General features: G+C 48.6%; 12 protein-coding genes. 10 read left to right on the forward strand and 2 right to left on the reverse strand.

The window, feature by feature from the left end; translation table 11 throughout:
• Window positions 1-4: 4 nt before the first annotated feature.
• The 4 genes from C2I18_RS27705 to C2I18_RS27720 all read left to right on the forward strand — a co-directional run bounded on the left by C2I18_RS27705 (window position 5) and on the right by C2I18_RS27720 (window position 3,865).
• Window positions 5-850, forward strand: a complete 846-nt coding sequence (locus C2I18_RS27705; RefSeq protein WP_249898914.1) for a hypothetical protein — start codon at window positions 5-7, stop codon at window positions 848-850.
• Between the two features lie 465 nt (window positions 851-1,315).
• The gene (locus tag C2I18_RS27710; protein WP_249898915.1) at window positions 1,316-1,711 is read left to right on the forward strand and encodes a class I SAM-dependent methyltransferase; all 396 of its coding nucleotides are present in this window, start codon (window positions 1,316-1,318) and stop codon (window positions 1,709-1,711) included.
• 911 nt (window positions 1,712-2,622) lie between these two features.
• Window positions 2,623-3,060 carry an RrF2 family transcriptional regulator gene (locus C2I18_RS27715; RefSeq protein WP_249898916.1) on the forward strand — a complete coding sequence of 146 codons (438 nt, stop codon included), beginning with the start codon at window positions 2,623-2,625 and terminating at the stop codon, window positions 3,058-3,060.
• A gap of 157 nt (window positions 3,061-3,217) precedes the next feature.
• Entirely contained in the window at window positions 3,218-3,865 is a 648-nt protein-coding gene (locus C2I18_RS27720) for a nitroreductase family protein (RefSeq protein ID WP_249898917.1), read from the forward strand.
• Between the two features lie 86 nt (window positions 3,866-3,951).
• Here C2I18_RS27720 and C2I18_RS27725 read toward each other — a convergent pair whose 3' ends face one another.
• Window positions 3,952-9,735, reverse strand: a complete 5,784-nt coding sequence (locus C2I18_RS27725; protein WP_249898918.1) for a bacterial Ig-like domain-containing protein — start codon at window positions 9,733-9,735, stop codon at window positions 3,952-3,954.
• 455 nt (window positions 9,736-10,190) lie between these two features.
• Here C2I18_RS27725 and C2I18_RS27730 point away from each other — a divergent pair, with 455 nt between their 5' ends.
• Together C2I18_RS27730 and C2I18_RS27735 are read left to right on the forward strand one after the other, a co-directional pair.
• Complete coding sequence (locus C2I18_RS27730) at window positions 10,191-10,826, forward strand: glycoside hydrolase family 11 protein (protein WP_249898919.1); 636 nt, start codon at window positions 10,191-10,193, stop codon at window positions 10,824-10,826.
• A 122-nt stretch (window positions 10,827-10,948) separates the two neighbouring features.
• Window positions 10,949-11,815 (forward strand): SUMF1/EgtB/PvdO family nonheme iron enzyme, encoded by an 867-nt coding sequence (locus tag C2I18_RS27735; RefSeq protein WP_249902272.1) that lies wholly within the window; start codon window positions 10,949-10,951, stop codon window positions 11,813-11,815.
• Here C2I18_RS27735 and C2I18_RS27740 read toward each other — a convergent pair.
• The gene (locus C2I18_RS27740) at window positions 11,727-12,068 is read right to left on the reverse strand and encodes an ATP-binding protein (RefSeq protein WP_481857854.1); all 342 of its coding nucleotides are present in this window, start codon (window positions 12,066-12,068) and stop codon (window positions 11,727-11,729) included. The genes C2I18_RS27735 and C2I18_RS27740 overlap by 89 nt on opposite strands.
• A gap of 112 nt (window positions 12,069-12,180) precedes the next feature.
• On the opposite strand from C2I18_RS27740, the gene C2I18_RS27745 reads away from it, so the two are divergent.
• The 4 genes from C2I18_RS27745 (at window position 12,181) to C2I18_RS27760 (ending at window position 16,636) form a co-directional block, all read left to right on the forward strand.
• Window positions 12,181-12,732, forward strand: a complete 552-nt coding sequence (locus C2I18_RS27745) for a hypothetical protein (RefSeq protein ID WP_249898920.1) — start codon at window positions 12,181-12,183, stop codon at window positions 12,730-12,732.
• Between the two features lie 78 nt (window positions 12,733-12,810).
• On the forward strand, window positions 12,811-13,698 hold the full coding sequence (locus tag C2I18_RS27750) for an aldo/keto reductase (protein ID WP_249898921.1): 888 nt from the start codon (window positions 12,811-12,813) through the stop codon (window positions 13,696-13,698).
• Window positions 13,699-13,794: 96 nt separating this feature from the next.
• The gene (locus C2I18_RS27755) at window positions 13,795-14,454 is read left to right on the forward strand and encodes a hypothetical protein (RefSeq protein WP_249898922.1); all 660 of its coding nucleotides are present in this window, start codon (window positions 13,795-13,797) and stop codon (window positions 14,452-14,454) included.
• A gap of 238 nt (window positions 14,455-14,692) precedes the next feature.
• The gene (locus C2I18_RS27760; RefSeq protein WP_249898923.1) at window positions 14,693-16,636 is read left to right on the forward strand and encodes an NAD(P)/FAD-dependent oxidoreductase; all 1,944 of its coding nucleotides are present in this window, start codon (window positions 14,693-14,695) and stop codon (window positions 16,634-16,636) included.
• Window positions 16,637-16,709 lie beyond the last annotated feature (73 nt).

Genomic DNA, 16,709 nt, shown 5'->3' on the forward strand with positions numbered 1-16,709 from the left:
GAAATTGAAATTGCTGGAACTTGGTGATATGAACGCTGATTCTTTAACAGATATGCTCAAGGCTTCATTCTCGCTGCATAATTGGACAGCAATGATTGAAATAGCAGACAAACTTTTCGGAACCGTCGCAGTGATTCATGGAACAAGTTCACAGGGAATAGAGGCAAGAGGGCTAAGGAGATCCCTGGCCTATTATTTCGGATTCAGTCTATGCGCGAAGGGTATTGCTTTGCAGAAGATGGGCAATTATGCCCGCGCAAGGGAGTGCATATCGAAGTATTCAGATTTGAGCTGGACAAGGCTTGATGATGAAGAATCGCTATCTGAGATCGAATTTTATAAGAGCACTGCCATTGCGAATGCCTATGTTATTGAGATTCTCGAAGGGAACACAAAAGTACTGCCTGAATACGTAGAATTTTTAAAGGTTTGTGACAGGGAAGAGTTGACAGCCGGTTTGATGAACATTCTGGACTCTGCTCTAAAATTCAGTTATTCAGTGGATTGGGCATTGGAAGAGTTACAGCGTGACGTGGAAAAAGTCAGTGCCGAATCACCAGAAGTGGATGTTAGGTATTATATAGATTTTGTATATTTGTTATCCGTCTACCTATATAAACGGGGCAAAACTGTTCATGCAATAAACCTGGCACTTGAGAATATTGTACTCAGTAGTAAGCTGGGAGATGGGACAGGTTTCCAAAAAGCCATTGCTTTTTATGAGCTTGTCAGAGCCGATGCCAGTGCTGACCAGCAACAGGAGTACCACTACATAATGAAAAAAATCATAGAGAGGGAGTTTAACGATGAAAAAGAAGCTTTTGTTGTTGACAACCGTATTGCTGATTAGTTCATTTGCAATTCTGACTGCTGCAAGTGCTGACAGTGTGATCAGCAGCAGCTACACCTCATCTGGCGGAACAATTACAATAAATAGTCACGGTATGGGACATTGATTTTTTATTGACACAATATTGATATCCTTTGCTAAAAGAATGCCACCAAAACCCGCGCTTAGCGCGGGTTTTCTGTGTTAAAGAGCATCCATACAAAAACAAATGAAAATCAGTTTTAAAATTGATGGGCTGAACTTATGGACAATCGCTGGAATAAAATCATCTACAGGCTTTGGGCTCCTTTGTATGACCGGGTTTTCAATTCAGGGGCTTTTGCCAGGACGCGGGTAAAGGCATTATCCGGCCTTGATTTGCAACCAGGCCAGCGTGTGTTATTGGTTGGAGCTGGAACGGGTACGGATTTACCTTTAATCTCAGGGTAAGGTCCATGGATCACCGCCATCGACCTTTCTCCGGAAATGCTGGCTGAAGCCCGCTCGAAAGTCAAAGAAGGCGGGAATATAAATTTTTTAGAGATGGACGCGCCAGATCTTCGTTTTGAGGATGCTGCATTCGATGTAGTAATCGCAAACCTGATCTTATCCGTAGTGCTAGACGCAGAACGATGCATGCAGGAAATCGTACGCGTCATAGGCAGTGGCGGCAAAATTGTTATTTTCGATAAATTTGCACCTGACGGGCATATGTCACCGGTAATAAAAGTGTTACGTCCGCTGATTTCAGTTCTCGGAACGGACATTGGCCGGGACTTTAATCTGCTGATACTTCCCCGTAAGGGCCAGCTGACTATTAACGAGGACCAGCCCCTCCTGATGCGAGGGATGTACCGTAAAATTGTGCTCAGAAAAACTTGAGGCAGTATCCCGCTTACTGCATAACATATAACTACGAATATATGGAACTTACATATTTTAAAGAGAGCATACAAAATGAAAAAATGCAGGCGATAACCCGATGAAGGTACGCATAAAGCCATCATTTTTAACTATTCTTCGAGGTAGTAAGCAACTTGAAATTAGAGGCTATAGTAGAGACAAATAAGCCTGCCGAATCGGCAGGCTCAGGGTGCAGATAAACCCAGCTTTTAAATAACTTGGGGTTTCTTTTCTGTGCTTCAATGTCTCCGTACGTGCCGGTGCAATGACTGGGCGGGCACATAAGGCTATCGGGCGCGACCCTCCATGCTAAACACGGACACTACATCCGTTATACGCGCCGTCCCTTTATCATGCTAACGGAAACTGGATCTGTGATAAGCCTCGTCTACTTTCTTGCGCTAACGGACACTGTGTCCGTTATTTGCTGATAATCGCCCCGCTTCTACCGCTAACGGACCGTAGTTCCTTTATTCTGCCAATATTGGGATAAATAGCGCCTTTTCGGTTGTAATAACGGATCTGGAGTCCGTTAGAATTCCAAAACACACCTCCAGAGCAAAATAACGGACCTGATGTCCGTTAGCCTTATCATTGTCAAGTAATCAATATATGCTGGTGGGGTTAAGGCGACAGGTTGAGGCGACAGGTTGGGCCGGCATTAGTTAACGCGGTGTCGTATGAAAGCGAAATTACATAAATCAGGCTTCCAGGACCTTCTCGACAGCCTGAGACTGCTGCTTCGGCAGGCTTTTGCTTGGATTAAATGTTTGAGTTATAAACTCCAGCCCATACCTGTGATCGTTAGCGTGAAGGCTTTCTTTTTTGCCAAAATAGTCTCCGGCGTTCTATACTTAACGTACATCAATGAGTCAGAAAGGAACACCGGTATGACAAAAACACGAAACAGCGGCGCTTTCCCGCATAAATCCTTCGGACTGGTGCTGCAGGCACTTGTAGTGCTGGCCCGTAAAGGCGATACCTGCTCAAGCTGTGAAATGGCCGAGCTGCTCTCCTCTGAGGCGACGCTGCTGAGAAAGACGATGGCGAAGCTGACGCGAGCGCAGATTCTGGTAACCAAAGAAGGGCGTGAAGGCGGCTACGGCCTTAACCGTGATCCTGAAGAGCTGACACTTGCCGAAATTTATCAGGCACTTGAGACGGCCGAATCATGCAGTAAAGCGGTGAACGAGCCGATGTGCGGCAATGCGCTGGGAGAGCAGATGCAGGAAGCTTACAGCGGTATTCTTGCCGAAATGGACCGGAGTATGATGGCGGTATTGAAAAAACATACACTGGCTGATGTAGTGCGAAAAATAGATTGTTGACGGGATAATTTTATGAGGTTATACTGTGCATAATAAATCACAGTTAATCACCTCATCAGCCGAAATAGTAGGGATATATAATTTTTTTTGGCGTTAACTGTGCTTTTATAAGCACAGAATATAATTCAACCGGATGAGAAAGAGGAGGAGTTTAACAATGACAGTAGAGCTCAAAACGGAAGCGGCATTTAACAAGGTGATCCGGGAACGGCATTCCGTACGGAAGTATGACCCATCCTGGATAATTTCCGCAGAAGAAATTCAGGAGATTCTTGGTGACGCCATTCTGGCACCATCCTCCTCTAATTTGCAGCCTTGGCGCTTTATCGTTATTACGGATCAGGAGCTGAAGCAGCAGCTGCTGCCAATCGCCTATAATCAGCAACAGGTTGCAGAGGCATCGGCTACCATTGTTGTACTTGGCGATATTGAGGCCTATCGCAATGCTGATAAAATTAATGAACAAGCCGTAGCGGCCGGTTATATCACAGCGGAAGTGGGAGCGGCGATGGCCAAACGCAGCAGGGATGGCTATTCAAGCATGCCGGTTGAGAAACTGAAGGAAATCGCCCTGGTCGATGGCGGTCTGGTTTCCATGCAGCTGATGCTGGCTGCCAAAGCAAAGGGTTACGATACCGTGCCTATGGGCGGTTTTCTTCCCGATAAATTACGCGAATTGTTCAGCATTCCGGAGCGATACGAGCCTGTAATGCTGATCTCTCTCGGCAAAGCCTCAGCTGCAGCCCACTCCACAGCGAGATTGCCGCTGGAAGAAGTAACGCATTGGAACGGATTTGAGGGATAATCCTGCATAGAAAAAGACCGGAAGAGAGCTGAATGCTTTCTTCCGGTCTTTGTTTCTTTTACCGACTGGTCAGTTTTAGGTTACCTTTATTGCTGCACAAGAATTCGATACATCAGCATGGCGGCTTCAGCACGCGTCGAATGTGCAGCAGGCAGAAGCTGCTGCCGGGCGTTCCCCTTGATAAGACCAGCTGCTGCCAAGGTCGCAATATCATCTGCCGCATAAGCGGAGATTTCGTTCTGATCCGTAAAGCTGTCTAATAGAGAGGCAGTGACCGCACCTTCTATCAAGCCGTCTGCAGCCTTAAGAGCTCTGGCTGTCATCACAAACATCTCTTGTCTGGATACCGGCTGATTCGGATGGTAAAGACCACCTGGCTGACCTGTAACCACTCCAAGCTTCTGGGCAGTCATAAGTTCTTTATAGAAATAATCCCCCGGTGACACATCCGTGAATCCGGCTCCTTCCGGCGCGTTAAGTCCAAGACTCCGAACGAGTAAAATTGCGAAATCTGCACGGCTTACGAAATGTTCCGGTCTGAATTCAGTGTCTGACACACCATTAATTATGCCCTTGGAAGCAAGCACCTCAACTGCGGACTTTGCCCAGTGGGAAGGGGAAATGTCCCCAAAGGTTTTGTGATTATAGACCGCTGCATACTGACCGGAAGAGTGTGTTGTTAAGAAAATGGCTTGCTGCTTCTCTCTGCTATACTCCGCGCTAATTACAGGCTGGATGATTCCCTTGTCATCTACATTCCAGACCACAATAAAGGCATTATTGGCTGCAGGAACGGCTGGTGCATGCGGAAGCCCGATCTCTATGGCTGACTGCAGAGTATCAGGCTGCAGCTTTGCGCCTTCCAGATGAAGCTTAACTTCCACAAGCGGACTGCCGCCTAACTTAGCTTTTAGCTGCCCTTCAGCATCTACGGTTCTTAACGATAAGGTCACAGTGCTTGCACCGTCCAGCATCTCTGCAGAGAATATACTGTCAGATAAACTAACCGCCGCTAAGGATGAACTAATCTCAAACTGCAGAGGCGCAGCATCTGAGCGAAATGCTGAAGCAGGGAGGCTTAGCTCAACTTCCTTCATATTCTCAGCTGGCTCAGCGGTCAGCTGAATCCGGATCGTCTTTTCACCAGCAGCATTGGCTTTGGCTAAAGTCATTATCTTTTGCAGAGAGGAATCATTCAGCACAGCTCTAGCTTTTCCTGTGCTGACATTTACGGGTAATTCAACTCTGACGCTGCCGTCCAACAGGAGGGCCGTAGTTAAAGAATCTTTAATGACTGATCCGGCGCTGCCAGTGTCCGGTGCAGCTGAGGGATCTGGTGTAGCCGTCGGCTCCGGTGCAGGGGAAGGACCCGGCGTTGCCGAAGGGCTTGGTGACGGATTTGTCCCTGGTTCTGGTTCTGGCTCCGGTTCCGGCTCAGGCTCTGGTTGCGTACCCGGATCTTCAAAAGGAATGAACTTCAGGAAATCACCCCAGATGATATTTCCCTCCGTATCCCTCGAATAAGAGGTCACCGGCTGCAGGCTTGCAAAGTTAGCCTCTGTCAGCTGCTTGCCCGACTTGTTGACTGACACGGCACCATCGTACATGAAGTTATGGTCTGCAGCCAGCGAAGCAGGATACTGGTCTTTGCCAATGCTCTTCGTCTGATAGGATACAAAGCCGTCGATCTTAAAGTCTGCAGTAATCTGGTCATAGGTGGTGAAGCTAAGGTTCCCGCGGGTATTATTAAATCCGGTGTTGTTAACAGCAATAACTCCCGGATTACTGTTACTGGTGTAACCATAAGCGCCGTTGCCGAAAGCAATGGAATTACGGATGATATGAGGGACGTGAATGCCTTCTCCACCCAGTTTGAAGCCGTTCTTATCCCCGGCACCTGCCGTTCCGTCGGTTAAATATCCGTTATTGAAGGCAGCGCTATTCTCGATGATTACGGGACCGATCGCGCCTGAGCCTGCCTTAGTATATAAGTCCCAGCCGTCATCAATGTTATTATGTGCCAGACAGCCTCTGAAAATATTCCCTACTCCGGAAGTCAGCTTCGCTGCAAAGCCGTCTGCGTTATTGTCGGACGGATCCCGGTTATCAAAGGAGGTGCTGTTCAGAATCAAGTTATATGATGGCCATTCGGCTATTGTTTGTGCGGTTCCGTCTGTCCGGCTGATCTGCAGGCCTGTGTCACCGTTCGCATAGAAGCGGCTGTTTTCAACAATGTTATAGCTGCCTCCAACCGTAAAGCCCTTGGTATTGGCCGCTGAACGGGTAAAATCCAGACCCTTCACATGCCAATAGTTCCCGCTGAGCAGCACACCTTCTGTTTTTTTATCAAAATCAATGATTGGCCTTGCACCCGGTGCAGCTTCAAGAACCTTTTTGGCAGCCTCCGTACCATCATTGTACTTTGCAATGACAAGCGGTGATTTGCGCACATAATGACCGTCAAGCACAATAATATGCTGACCTGGCTGGACATAATCAATCGCGGTATCAAGATCAAGCGGATGCGCGGTGGTTCCATCCCCGGCGCTTGTTCCTGCAGGAGATACATAAATATCTGTTCCCTCGCCATAGCTGTTTCTGGTTACGGTGAAGTTCTGGACGATTTTATCGTAAGAGGTCAAATACTGGGTATCCTCCGGCCAGAAAGTAACGCTGAAGTTCGTATCCCCTTGTTCACCGATTACCGCTGGAACCGCAAGGCGCTTACCGGCTATCGCCCCGATATCCTGTGCGATCATCTTCGATCCCTGCTTCACGGTTAAGGTTCCGCTGACATTAGAACGCACAATCATCTGATATTCCGGTATAGAGGTCTTGCTAGGAGACAATATGCTCAAGCTTGGCGTAACCGGCGCTGCCGGGGGTTCAACTTTAGGTGGATCTGTAGCGGCGCTTGTCACCGTCAACTCGATATTGCGGATGTCTATCGTAGCTAGACGGGCGGCATAGAATCCGACATACATTTTGGAGTCTTGGACGTTAAGGATATCGGGCTGAAAGATGATGGATTCCTGATCGTTATTAAGCCTTCCTGTGAAACCGCTATTCGTCTTCGACAGCGTTAGCCGGTAAGGCGCTGCAGGGACCGTATTGCCGGGTGCAGGCCGCTCATTTTTCAGCATAATTGTCTTAATGCCCTGGCTTCCGGTTCCATCGGATTTCAGGGCGCCGGAGCGGACGAACAGCTGGGTTCCCAGAGGACTTTTGGTCCCGCCGCTGTAGCCGCCGACCGCTGCGATATTCGAAGCGAATACACTGCTGTTCCCGGATGTCCCAATAGCATCACGCGCCATAATGCCGAAGGATTCTTGTCCGTCATATGGAGTTTTGGCGTACGCCAGCACCTCTATATCTGCGGACAGCACGAAATTATCTTCTTCAGCATCGAGCTCTGTGTAGTAGAAGGTAATGCCATCGTGGTCTTCAGTGACCTTACCGCCGCCTTCCAGGGCGATCAGCTCTACAGTGCCGTCTTCTTTTTGAACCACTGTGTTGTTAGCCGCAGAGGTGGACTGGCCGAAAGAGATACTGTGCCAGACAGGCTCAATCTTTTCCTTTACCGTGACTGCATACGTAATGGGCTGTATGGACGAATCCTCTGGTATGATTCTAATTTCATAGACTCCGGCCTTTTGGTTATTGAACCTGGAGCTGTCCAGCGTAAAACCGCTTAGAACTTCCCGGTCCGAGCTGTCGTACACCTTCGATACGGTCAGATGATCGCTGTTAAAGTCATCATTAATGAAAAAGGTGGTTGCCGGATAGCTTGTGACTTCGATGCCTGTGAGCTGCTTTATTTTAACCTTAACCGTGAAAGCTGCTGTTATTCCTTTGTGAGTTACCGTGATTTCCTTCTCTCCTGGTGTAGAGGTATTGAGGGGAGAGACGGTGTACTCCTCTTTGGTCAGTCTTACTTGAGTGTGATCAGAGTAATGCGCATACAGGACTAAACCTTCTAATTGAAGGGAATCACCGATGTAATAGACGGTTTGTTTGGGCTCATGTCTAATCTCTAATTTGGATAGGGAAGCATCAATGACGTCAACGTTAAATGATGTAGTGATGGCCGGGTTCTCAGCCGATGTGATCATGACTTCATGCGAACCTGATTTTGTGAATGTATAGGGCAGCTGTTCCGTCACCGGTTGTCCGCCGATGGAGAGGGTATAAAGGTCATAAGTCAGCTCCTTGCTGAGATAGCCGTCATTATAAACAGCAGCAAGAACCAACCCCTCCGGATCAAAAGCATCCCCCGGATAATAGACCGTTTTGGCCGGCTCATATTTTACAGATAATGAGGTCATGGATAACGGCAGAATTTGCAGTGAGATATCTGCGGAAGCACCGTTATAATGAATGGTCACGGTATTCTCCCCAGCCTTGCTGCTGTCAAAGCCGGTAACGATGTAATCAGCCGGAGAAAGGGTGGCTTCACTGTTATCTGAGAACAAAGCTTTAATGACCAGTCCGTTCAGGTCCAGGGGTTCGCCAACCAAATAAGAGGTTTTCGTCATTCCGCCCGTATCGGCAGACAGGCTGATTACCTTTGTGGTCTCAGCCTGGATGTCCAGATTGCTAAAAGTTACCGTTGCATCTCTGGCCACATAAATTCCGGCAAAAAGCGTACCGGTAAACGTATCCTCCAGTGTCACGATTTCCGTCTGGCCGTCGACACTTAGAGAATAAGTACTGCCCGATTTTTTGATGCTAAGATCGTAGACTTCACCCGCAGCCGGGACATTACTCCCGCTATACGGATTCAGTTTGACTTGTGTATTTTTCTTATAAAATCCTTTCATCGCTAAATCCAGCGCACCCACAGCAGCATAATTGGAGGTGGTAGTGCCGGATTCTCCATGGTTTCCAACCGTATCCCTAATCATGAGTCCAAAGGATTTCTGATTAGGTGTGCTGACGGTACTGTTAGTATTAAATGCAGTGACACTTGCCCGGGCTTTTAGCTCAAAGTTCAGATCAGCGGGAAGCTCTTTGTAATAAAAAGATAATCCCTCATCGCTGCTGGAGATTTTACCGCCGTAAGTAGACATCGTTACTGTAGACTGATCCTCAACAATCGGTTCGGAGTTTTTAACCGGGCTGGTATTGCCTCCAAAGGCGCTGAACGCCCAAGGTCCCAAATCCACTGCTCCTTCCTGGATCAAATGAACGTTCCGGAAGGTGACTGCCGTATTTCTGGCGGTATAAAGACCGGCATATTGTATAGAGCCCGCAAAGCTATCAATGATTTTGATTTCACTGCCGATCTGCACCGTATACAAATTCCCGGTTTTCTTGATGCTTAATTCGTAATCTTCGCCCTGGGCCGGCCGGTTTGCAGCCGTAAGTCCAAGCTTCTGCAAGCTGCCGCCCTGTGACTTGTGAAACGCTTTCATTTCTTGGTCCAATGCACCTGCGGATACATAATCACCAGTGTAGGCTCCGGATTGGTTGTCCCACACACTGCTCCGCAGCATAATGCCGAAGGATACCTGATTATTGGCCGTCCAAGTATCTACATGGGCTGTTGCTTTTAATTCAAAATTCACTGCCGGATCGATCTCCTGATAGTAATAAGCGATTCCTTCGGTGCTGCCCGAGATTTTTCCTCTGTCATTCGAGCTGCGGAGTGTAACTGTTCCTTCGCCTTGCTCGGTGATCCCAAAGTTCGCTGGCGTAATTTTGTCCTGACCCCCCACATCACCGAAGACACTTCCTTTCCACTTGCTCTGAATGCTGATCATCCCGCTGTAGGGATCTGTCACTTCCTCTGCCGACATAGGTAAGGGAACGGACGATACCAGGAGCAGGAAGCTTACAAACATGGCTGACAGGCGTTTTGTTTTTTTCACAATGATTAGAACCTCTCCTTATTGAAAATAAATTTGATAAGCGCATAACTCTGATCTCCGAAATTATACGTCACCTCTGAAAAGTACAGCTATAATCAATACTTCATAATCCGCAGGATATAAGGGATGGGAGGGAGGATGTGAGTTAATGACACTTGGTTTATACCGGATGCTCTTGCACCAAATAATATAATATATGAAAAAATCAGGATAAAACCTTTAATTTGGCAGATTGTTATGACAGCGCTATCATTTTATAATTATCCCGTATATTTGCAAATATGCGATAAGAACCAGATGAACGAGAGGAGGCCGCAGGAGAACAGAGGAAGTTGATTTAGTTCATGTACTCCAGGAGATTCTGCAGATGTGAATTCAAGGGAATAAGGGCAGGACAATATTCCAGCAGGATACCGCTCGGCAGTAATTATCTAATCACTCTAGGAGGTATATTCATGTTCAAATTTAAAAAGGTTCTCACCGTGCTTCTTACCGCTTCTATGGCTTTCGGCATGTTTGCAGCAACAGCAGGTGCAGCTGCGACAGACTATTGGCAGAACTGGACGGATGGCGGCGGAACTGTAAATGCTGTTAACGGCTCAGGAGGGAATTATAGCGTGAACTGGTCGAATACCGGCAACTTTGTTGTCGGCAAAGGCTGGAATACCGGCTCGCCTTCCCGAACAGTCAACTATAATGCCGGTGTATTCGCTCCATCGGGCAATGCGTATCTGACACTCTACGGCTGGACCAGAAATTCTTTGATTGAATACTATGTGGTGGACAGCTGGGGTACCTACCGGCCGACCGGAACTTATAAAGGTTCAGTGACCAGTGACGGCGGCACTTATGATATCTACACCACTATGCGGTATAATGCGCCGTCCATTGACGGCACCGCCACCTTCCCGCAGTACTGGAGTGTCCGTCAGTCGAAGCGGCCGACCGGCAGTAATGTTGCTATCACGTTCGCCAATCATGTCAACGCATGGAAGAGCAAGGGGATGAATCTCGGCAGCAGCTGGTCTTACCAGGTACTCGCTACCGAAGGCTACCAAAGCAGCGGCAGCTCCAATGTAACCGTATGGTAAACGGTTAACCGTAATCATACTGTGGGCCGTCCGGCTGAGCCGGGCGGCCTTATCATTAGTATTGTAGCGCGCAGGCTCGGCCTTCGCCTATCAGCTTAAAGGAGGGCTAACCCATGCAAAAGATGAAGAATGTGCTCACAGTCATAGCAATGGCTGTAATCCTTATCCTCAGTGCCTGCTCTCAGCAACACGGCGACCCTCCGGAACCCGCCGGTGAACCCGTCAAGGAGGATCCACTTGTATTTGTCGAAGGCGGGAAGTTCGTAAATCCAAAAACCAATTATTATGGGCAAGAAACCCGGATTCCTGATTTCTATATAGGCCGTAACGAGGTTACGCAGCAAGAATGGCAGGAGGTTATGGGCGGCAACCCCTCACTTTTTAAAGGCAGTCAGCTGCCGGTGGAAATGGTGAGCTGGTATGATGCAGTAGAGTATTGCAATCGGCGGAGCATACAGGAGGGCTTGGAACCCTTTTACCGGATAGATAAGCAGACTAAAGACCCGGACAACAAAAACGATAATGATACGCTGAAATGGACGGTCAGCCTGAATGAGGGGGCCAACGGTTACCGGCTGCCGACGGAAGAAGAGTGGGAGTATGCGGCAAGCGGAGGGCAGCGGAGCCAAAGCTATACCTACAGCGGCAGCAATAATGCAGACGATGTGGCCTGGTATTGGCGCAATGCCGGAGACCACTACCTGTCAGGAGATTGGCAGTGGCCGGTCATCGAGCAGAATCATAATAAAACTCATGCCGGCGGAGGCAAAAAACCGAATGAGCTCGGTCTAAATGATATGTCCGGGAATGTCCGGGAATGGTGCTGGGATTGGTACAGCGGAGCAGGTATCAGCAGCGGTACGTACCGGATCGTAAAAGGCGGCGGCTGGATCGGCGATATCAGCAATGACAAGACCCCTTTCCGGGGTAAGTTCGAGGCGAACGGCTACGGTCCGGATCAGGGATTCCGTGTGGTCCGGGGGAAGTAGGGGGAGATTGGGGCAGTCTCAATTGAAAAGTAAATACATTGCCCTCATGGTGGAGAGTAAGTGATCCTCCATGGAGCCCGGCAATGTTCATGGCAATGGAAAGGCCCAGGCCTGCCCCGGTCTGGATGCCTTCACTGCTCCGCGAGTGGTCAACCTTATAGAAGCGGTCAAAATAATTTCCCGATGGTGTGGTACTGCCCACATTTTTTGGACTTTTTATAAACCTTTGCAAAAACAATAAGCTCTGATTCATTCATTATTCCCCCATGAGTAGCAATTAAAATTCATCGAAAAAAGACAAGATATGATGTCCAAATTCTGTACCTGCAGTAAAATAGACTAAGGTGCTGATGGGAGTGAATATTATGAAATATTTAAAAGACATTCAGGAGCAGGGCATGGGAACCTGGTATTTTGAAATCGATAACGATGGTGTGGCATACAGACAAATGGTTTATCAGGATGACGGCAGCTGTATTACATCCAACCGTAAGCATGAACTCTATCACTACATGCTGGCAGAACATCCGCTGGATGAGCAGGAACCTTATTACATAGAAATAAGTCCGGAGGAATTTGAGAAGCTCTGGCATAATCAGCTTCAACTCTGCATGGAATCCTGGGAACGGACCAAAAGCTTGTTCCCCGTTGGGTTTCAGGCGGAAGGGTACATAGAAGCTTTTTTCCCCCAAGGTACCTTGATAAACTTACAGGACTCTCAGGCCGTTGGTATAACGGACACTTTTGTTCTGAAATCTAAAACCCCTGCTGAATGGATGTACCCGCGGCACCGCGTGACCGCCGAAGTATCCGGGTATAATGAAGTCAATCAGTGGGTAATTCTTAACCGTGCCGAAGTAAAGGGCAGTCAGAATGAGGAGGAAGAAGTTAATCCAAATAAGAGCACCATTAAATGAACCTAATTTGATATATTTTCGGATATCCATTATCATGAGAGCGTTATCTATCAGGTATATAAATACGAGGTGAACAGAATGAAGTACAGAAGATTGGGAAAAACCGAATTGGATGTATCCGTCGTAGGCGTGGGCACATGGCAGTTTGGCGGGGACTGGGGCAAGGATTATACCCAGGAGGAAGTCGATGCGATTCTCTACCGGGCCAAAGAACTGGGCATTAACTTGATTGATACGGCCGAATGCTACGGACCTCATCATATGTCGGAGACCTTTATCGGCGATTTTATATCCCGGGACCGGCGTGAAGATTGGGTGATTGCAACCAAATTCGGCCACCTGTGGCATGATCACTGGGCAAATGCATGGAGTGTGGATCAAATTCGCATCCAGCTGGAAGAATCCCTGAAAGCCCTCAGAACGGATTATGTCGATTTGTATCAGTTCCATTCCGGTTCGGATGAGGCGTTCGATAACGACGCGCTGTGGACCATGCTGGACAAGCAGGTGCAGGCCGGTAAAATCCGGAATCTCGGAATCTCTATCGGAAGCAACGATAATCTGCATCAGACGCGTAAGGCTACAGAGGTAAATGCGAAGGCTATACAGGTTGTGTATAACCGTCTGGACCAGAAGCCGGAAGAGAGGGTATTCCCGTCATGCCAGGAGCAGGATCTCGGTGTGTTAGCGAGAGTCCCGCTGGCCAGCGGCTACCTGAGCGGCAAATACAAGCCGGGCACGGTTTTCAATGACAATGTCAGAAAGGGCCATGAACGTGAAGAGATCGATGCGAAGCTGAAGCTGGTAAGTGAAATCCAGAAGAACGAAGTACCGGAAGGTATGGATATGGCCTCATGGGCCCTCGCCTGGTGTCTGAAGCATCCGGCCGTAAGCTGCGTCATTCCGGGATGTAAAAGTCCGGAGCAGGTTGAAGCGAATGCATTGGCAGCTGATCTGGAACTGTAACAATTCTCAGAGGGAAGATCTCTGGACAAGAACATAAGTTTATCAGAACCCGCGCTCAGCGCGGGTTTTATATTTTAAAAGCTCAAATTTTGTTCTATGCCGGGACAACTAAAACGAAATAACTTTTTCCCTCCGCTGGTTCATTTAAACCTGATGCGGTTCACACATATTATAATGGTGAAATTTAGAAAATCATTTAGGGGGATGGGTATGCGGAAGGGATTTTTAGCTTTACTTTTTATAGCTTTACTAATCACTGCATGCGGATCATCTAATGGCGGGCTTACCACGAAAGACTTAGCCATAAGAAAGGTGGATGACAGTAAAGCCGTTGTCAGTTACGGAATGAGCCGTGCTGATGCAGAAAGTGTGCTTGGTGAAGGGGAACAATTAGATATTGGTGATTCATTCTCCTATAGCTCCGGAGTAAAAGTGATGTACCGCGAGGATGAAGTAGCCGGCATTTATTTAACTGAAGGGTCGGAAGAGGCTTATGAGACTGTCGATGGTGCCAGGATTGGAATGAACAAGGATGCTGTTAAAGGGATTTATGGGGATAATTATCTCAGTGATCTGGAGAGAAATTTAGATTATGCTTATGATTCGGACAATAAACAGTTTTTAAAGGAAAAAGAGTGGGCAAAGACATTTGAGGATGATACCAAAATTTATTTGATTTCGGCTTTTTTGGATGGAGAAGGAAGTATAAGTACAATTATGCTGACAGACAGGAAAATGGCGTTGACGTTTAGATAAATTTCAATACGCAGGCAAGAGCCGGTGACCGTAACCTTAGTCATCGGCTCTTTTTTACTCTTTTTTTGCAGAAGCAACGCAGAGAGCTATCATTGCAGCTAAATGAAAAGCGTTATGTATAATCACGGGACCGTTAAAGTGATATTTTTCACATACTGCATTAGTTCAAAAGAATACAATGAACACAATCATTATATTACTCACGAGTAACTTAATTCATCACCAGGAGGTCATCATCATGAGTCACCCGTATGAAAAGCTGTTCACCCCTTTTTCCATCGGAAATATGGAAATCAAGAATCGGATTGTTATGTCCCCAATGGGCACCAACTCGGCTGGCCCGGACGGGCGCATTTCACTGGATGAAATTGATTATTATGAAGAGCGGGCAAGAGGAGGCGCTGGCATGATTATTCTTGGCGCCCAGTTTCTCACCGAAGATTTAGCCCAGGGCGTTCTTGAAGGCATCGTGGAAAAAGATTATGTCGTTCCGCTGCTCACTGATCTGGTGGATGCCGTACAGCAGTATGGCACCAAGATTATCGCTCAGCTTAGCTGCGGTACCGGCCGCAATGCTCTGATCGACCGTTCCGACAAACCACCAGTCTCAGCGTCCGCCATTCCGGCCTTCGCTGACCCCAGCGTGATCTGCCATCCGCTGACCGTGGAGGAGATCCGTGTCATTATGGAGCAATTTAAAGACTCCGCTGCCCGCCTGAAGCGAGCCGGCTTTGACGGCATTGAAATTCATGCTCATGCCGGTTATCTGATCGATCAGTTCATGTCACCGCTTTGGAATCATCGTGAGGACGAATACGGCGGCAGCACAGAGAAGCGGATGCGCTTTGCGGTGGAGATCGTGCAGGCAATCCGTGAAGCCGTCGGTCCGCATATGCCGATCCTGTTCCGCATTGCGCTTGATCACCGTTTCGAAGGCGGCCGTACCGTTGAAGACAGCCTGGAGATGCTGCAAATCCTGGAACGCGCCGGTGTGAATGCCATCGATATTGATGCCGGGGCGTATGAGCGGATCGATTATATTTTTCCTCCGGCTTATCTGGGCGACGCCTGTATGGATTACATGTGCGAACCGGCCCGTAAAGTTGTGAACATCCCGATCCTCAACTCGGGCAGCCATACACCGGAAAGCGCCGTCAAGCTGATCGAATCCGGAAATGCAGACTTTATCATGTTCGGGCGCGCCCTGATCGCCGATCCGGAACTGCCGAACAAATTGCGTTTTAACCTGCGCGAAGATATCCGTCCTTGCATCCGCTGCAACGAAGAATGTATCGGCCGTACCATTGAACGCAATACGAAAATCAGCTGTGCAGTCAACATCCAGGCTGCCAACGAGAAGCGGTTCGCCATCCGCCCGGCGGCAGCTCCTGAAAAGGTTGTCGTTATCGGCGGCGGGCCCTCCGGCCTGGAGGCAGCCCGCGTAGCAGCGCTTAGAGGCCATGACGTCACCCTGTTCGAGAAGGAAGCAACCGTAGGCGGGCAGGTAACCAGTGCGGCAACCCCTGAGTTCAAAAGTCAGCTGCGCGGATTGATCCGCTGGTATGAGCGGCAGCTCCAACAGCTTGGCGTGAAGGTGTACTTGAACACGGAGATTACCCCGGATGATGCCGTGCTGGAAGCGGCCGATCATATTCTGATCGGTACAGGAGCAGTACCGCTGGTTCCGCCGATTCCGGGCATTGACAGCGACCATGTGATTGGCGCAATTGAAGCACATCTGCAGCCTGAGCTGGTCCGCGGAGATCATATTGTGATTACCGGGGGCGGCCTGACCGGCTGCGATCTTGGACTGGAGCTGGCCATGGAGGGCAAGCAGATTACGATCGTCGAGATGCGCCCTGAGGCAGCCCAGGATGTCATGTATATCAATCGCGCAGCGCTGCTGCCTATGCTGGAGGAGTACGGCGTACGCATACTTGGCGGTCACAAAGTACTCTCCTTCGAAGAAGGCGGCCTCTGGACCGAGCAAGCAGACGGCACAAAGACGTTCCTGGAAGCTGATACCGTCATCAATGCGTTTGGCATGAGAAAGAACACCGCCGTTGCCGAGCAGATCAAAGCCCGCTACAGCTCTAAAACCAGCCTGATCGGTGATTGTGTAAAAATCGGCAAGGTCGGTACCGCCGTCCGTTCCGGCTTCTATGCCGCCAATGCGATGTAATACGCAGGAGCGGAAACGAGAGCATCAATGATTACAAAAGAACCGTGGCCAGCTGCAGGCCCACGGTTCTTTT

The sequence above is a fragment of the Paenibacillus sp. PK3_47 genome (assembly GCF_023520895.1).
In the GTDB taxonomy this organism is placed as follows: Bacteria; Bacillota; Bacilli; order Paenibacillales; family Paenibacillaceae; genus Paenibacillus_AQ.

Excerpts from the sequence above, each read along its gene's own strand:
- C2I18_RS27710 (WP_249898915.1), top strand. The coding sequence starts at position 1,316 with ATGCTGGCTGAAGCCCGCTCGAAAGTCAAAGAAGGCGGGAATATAAAT.
- C2I18_RS27715 (WP_249898916.1), top strand. The coding sequence starts at position 2,623 with ATGACAAAAACACGAAACAGCGGCGCTTTCCCGCATAAATCCTTCGGA.
- C2I18_RS27720 (WP_249898917.1), top strand. The coding sequence starts at position 3,218 with ATGACAGTAGAGCTCAAAACGGAAGCGGCATTTAACAAGGTGATCCGG.
- C2I18_RS27730 (WP_249898919.1), top strand. The coding sequence starts at position 10,191 with ATGTTCAAATTTAAAAAGGTTCTCACCGTGCTTCTTACCGCTTCTATG.
- C2I18_RS27735 (WP_249902272.1), top strand. The coding sequence starts at position 10,949 with ATGAAGAATGTGCTCACAGTCATAGCAATGGCTGTAATCCTTATCCTC.
- C2I18_RS27740 (WP_481857854.1), bottom strand. The coding sequence starts at position 12,068 with ATGAATCAGAGCTTATTGTTTTTGCAAAGGTTTATAAAAAGTCCAAAA.
- C2I18_RS27745 (WP_249898920.1), top strand. The coding sequence starts at position 12,181 with ATGAAATATTTAAAAGACATTCAGGAGCAGGGCATGGGAACCTGGTAT.
- C2I18_RS27750 (WP_249898921.1), top strand. The coding sequence starts at position 12,811 with ATGAAGTACAGAAGATTGGGAAAAACCGAATTGGATGTATCCGTCGTA.
- C2I18_RS27755 (WP_249898922.1), top strand. The coding sequence starts at position 13,795 with ATGCCGGGACAACTAAAACGAAATAACTTTTTCCCTCCGCTGGTTCAT.
- C2I18_RS27760 (WP_249898923.1), top strand. The coding sequence starts at position 14,693 with ATGAGTCACCCGTATGAAAAGCTGTTCACCCCTTTTTCCATCGGAAAT.